The 3,331-nt window shown below is 34.0% G+C and carries 4 protein-coding genes and 1 pseudogene; all 5 read left to right on the top strand.

The features are described from left to right. Positions 1 to 465: pseudogene (locus EAI80_RS12480) on the top strand (hypothetical protein); the annotation flags it as partial. 174 nt (positions 466 to 639) lie between these two features. After that, entirely contained in the window at positions 640 to 1,314 is a 675-nt protein-coding gene (locus EAI80_RS12485) for a hemolysin III family protein (protein WP_129982299.1), read from the top strand. Positions 1,315 to 1,384: 70 nt separating this feature from the next. Further along, entirely contained in the window at positions 1,385 to 1,891 is a 507-nt protein-coding gene (gene lspA / locus EAI80_RS12490; protein WP_022424987.1) for a signal peptidase II, read from the top strand. Then, positions 1,861 to 2,781 carry an RluA family pseudouridine synthase gene (locus EAI80_RS12495; RefSeq protein ID WP_129982300.1) on the top strand — a complete coding sequence of 307 codons (921 nt, stop codon included), beginning with the start codon at positions 1,861 to 1,863 and terminating at the stop codon, positions 2,779 to 2,781. Before lspA ends, EAI80_RS12495 begins: the two co-directional genes overlap by 31 nt. Then, the gene (locus EAI80_RS12500) at positions 2,774 to 3,253 is read left to right on the top strand and encodes a dCMP deaminase family protein (protein WP_129982301.1); all 480 of its coding nucleotides are present in this window, start codon (positions 2,774 to 2,776) and stop codon (positions 3,251 to 3,253) included. Before EAI80_RS12495 ends, EAI80_RS12500 begins: the two co-directional genes overlap by 8 nt. Positions 3,254 to 3,331: the final 78 nt, after the last annotated feature.

Consider the following 3,331-nt stretch of genomic DNA (forward strand, 5'->3'; position numbering starts at 1 on the left):
ATAGTTTTGGTGGATTTGAGTTTGGTTATATATTTGTGTCCGCGCAACGAAGGCGCGGGGAAATGGAGGAAATCATGGAATGGGGGATTTGTCCATAAAATCAGACATAACCTTATTCATTTAATGCGTGGAGAAGTTTATACAATAGAAGGAAAAACATTCTTTACCTTTGGTGGCGGTTATTCTATTGATCAGCCATTACGTAAAGAGAATGTTTCCTGGTGGCCACAAGAAATGCCAAGCAAGCAGGAATATGAGAATGGCTTACGACATCTAGATAGCGTAGATCATGTAGATTACATTATTACTCATACAGCACCTGATGAAACAGTCTATTTTCTATCAACTATTAAAAAATATCATATAAAAGGTGATATCTATCAGGAATTCCCTTTGACAACATATTTAAATGATATACAAAAGAAAACAACCTATACGCATTGGTATTTTGGCATTTTCATGTAGACAGAGAGTTATGGAGAAATCAGACAGCACTCTTTAATACAATATATGAATGTGAGTCTCATCGTATCATTAAACAATGGAATACATACGAATGTTAACATCTAGACTTTAAAACTAGATATATTGACATTAAATAATAGATATGTTAAACTTGCTGTACAAGAGGTGATTGATATGAAACGTACAAAGTTAGATGACCGTTTACTTCCTGATTATACACGTGGTGAAGAAATATTTAATATGGTGACTCATATAGTAGGGGCTGTATTTGGTATTGTAGCACTAGTATTATGTATTATATTTTCATGTTTACATCATAATGGATATGGTTTAGCATCTGGTATCGTTTATGGTGTCTCTATGATACTCTTATATACAATGAGTTCTATTTATCATGGTTTATCTCCTAATTTAAAGGCAAAGAAAGTATTCCAAATTATGGACCATTGCAGCATCTTTGTCTTGATTGCAGGAACCTACACACCAGTACTTTTATGTTCAGTTAGACAGGCAGATCCATTCTGGGCATGGGTATTATTTGGTATTGTATGGGCAGTCACTATTTTAGGGATTACATTAAATGCCTATGATATCGAGAAGTTTGCGAAGTTCTCTATGGCCTGTTATTTAGTTCTAGGCTGGTGTATTGTCTTTAAGTTTAATTTGCTTCCTGGTACTATTGGAATGAATGGTATCTATTTATTAGTTGCTGGAGGTGTGGCATATACAATCGGTACAATCTTCTATGGATTACAAGAAAAGATCCATTATATGCACTGTATCTGGCATCTATGGATCTTACTTGGTAGTGTTCTACATTTCTTATGCATCATCTTATATTGCATGTAACAGGCTTACGCCTGTTTTTCTTTTATATCTTTTAAAGACATGCTATAATCGTTGAGGAAAGGATGATTAAATGAAAAAAATAAATTTTAAATACGGTTTCTTATACTTGATCACATTTATTATTGTATTAGGTGGCGATTTAGTAACGAAACTTGTAGTCAACGAATCAATGCAGTTAGGCCAGAGCTATCAGGTCATTAAAAACTTTTTTTATTTCACTTATATTCATAATACAGGTGCCGCATGGGGTATGCTTTCAGGGCATTTCTTTATGTTCTATGCAATTTCTATTATTGCTGGTATTATGCTTATTTATTATTTTATCAAGAGTGACAAATCCCAGGTCTTATTAAGATTTGGAATTGTGCTTATATTTAGTGGTATGCTAGGAAATCTATATGATCGTGTTGTTTTTCATTATGTAAGAGACTTTTTAGATTTCTTTGTATTTGGTTATGATTTTCCTATTTTCAATATTGCCGATATGGGTGTTGTAATAGGTGTTTTATTAATCATCTTAGATTTAGGAATTGGAGAATATAAACAATGGAAATACAATCAATTACACCAGAATTAGAAGAAAAAGGCTTGCGTTTAGATAAAGTAATCTTAAATCATATGCCTGATCGTTCACGTACTGAGATTCAGAAATGGATTAAAGCAGGACAGGTTATTGTTAATGATAATGTTGAAAAAGCTAACTATAAGGTAGAAGAAGAGGATGTCATCCAGGTCACTTTACCAGATCCTCAAAGTACTGAAATTAATCCTGAAAATATCCCATTAGATATTATTTATGAAGATGAAGATGTGATTGTCGTCAATAAACCTACAGGTATGATTGTTCATCCATCAGCAGGTATTTATTCAGGAACACTTGTGAATGCATTACTCTATCATTGTCACGATTTATCAGCAATAAATGGTATTACACGTCCTGGGATTGTACATCGTATTGATAAAGAAACAAGTGGTTTATTAATGGTCGCAAAAAATGATAATGCCCATCGTTCATTATCTAAACAATTAGAAGAACATTCAGTTGTACGTCGTTATGTAGCACTCGTTCATGGTGTTATTAACCATAATGTAGGTCGTATTGAAGCACCTATTGGACGTGATAGCAAGGATCGTAAGAAGATGGCTGTCACTAGTAAGAATGCTAAAGATGCAATCACTAACTTTAAAGTATTAGAACGTTATGATGATATGACACTTATTGAATGTCGTCTAGAAACAGGTAGAACACATCAGATCCGTGTTCATATGCAATACATTGGTCATCCAGTTTATGGTGATCCTCAATATGGTTTTAGAAATGATGATAACACACATGGTCAGTATCTACATGCTAAGGTATTAGGTTTTGTACATCCTAGAACCAATGAACATATGTACTTTGAAGCACCTTTACCTAATTTCTTTGAAGAAAAGATCAAAGAACTAGGAGGAGAATACAATGGATAAGCAGATCATTACATGGGATCAGTATTTCATGGGAGTGGCTAAACTCTCTGCTTATCGTTCTAAAGATCCTAATACGCAGGTTGGCGCTTGTATAGTAAATAGTGATAATCGTATCGTAGGGGTAGGATACAATGGTCTTCCAAGAGGATGTGAAGATGATAAGTTCCCTTGGTCTGTAAGAGAAGGGGCTTTATATGATACAAAGTATCCTTATGTTGTACATGCCGAATTAAACGCAATACTTAACTCTACTCAGAAATTACAGGGTTGTCGTATCTATGTTTCTTTATTCCCATGTCATGAATGTACTAAAGCAATCATTCAGAGTGGTATCAAAGAAATTGTCTATGAAGATGAAAAATACAAAGGAACAGAAAGTGATAGAGCAGCTAAACGTATGTTAGATGTGGCTGGTGTTTCTTATCGTAAAGTTCCTGCATTTGAAGTAGAAATAAAAAAAGAGAATCAATAATGAGTAACTAAATAGACTTGGGGTTTACTCAAGCTTTGAAAAAGTCAGGGGTATGAACTCCTGGCTTTGCTTTTATGC

This window comes from Catenibacterium sp. co_0103 (genome assembly GCF_004168205.1).
GTDB classification, from domain to species: domain Bacteria; phylum Bacillota_I; class Bacilli_A; order Erysipelotrichales; family Coprobacillaceae; genus Catenibacterium; species Catenibacterium mitsuoka_A.

Bases quoted from the DNA above. Each gene is read 5' to 3' on its own strand.
- EAI80_RS12485 (WP_129982299.1), top strand. From the start codon at position 640: ATGAAACGTACAAAGTTAGATGACCGTTTACTTCCTGATTATACACGT.
- EAI80_RS12495 (WP_129982300.1), top strand. From the start codon at position 1,861: ATGGAAATACAATCAATTACACCAGAATTAGAAGAAAAAGGCTTGCGT.
- EAI80_RS12500 (WP_129982301.1), top strand. From the start codon at position 2,774: ATGGATAAGCAGATCATTACATGGGATCAGTATTTCATGGGAGTGGCT.
- lspA (WP_022424987.1), top strand. From the start codon at position 1,385: ATGAAAAAAATAAATTTTAAATACGGTTTCTTATACTTGATCACATTT.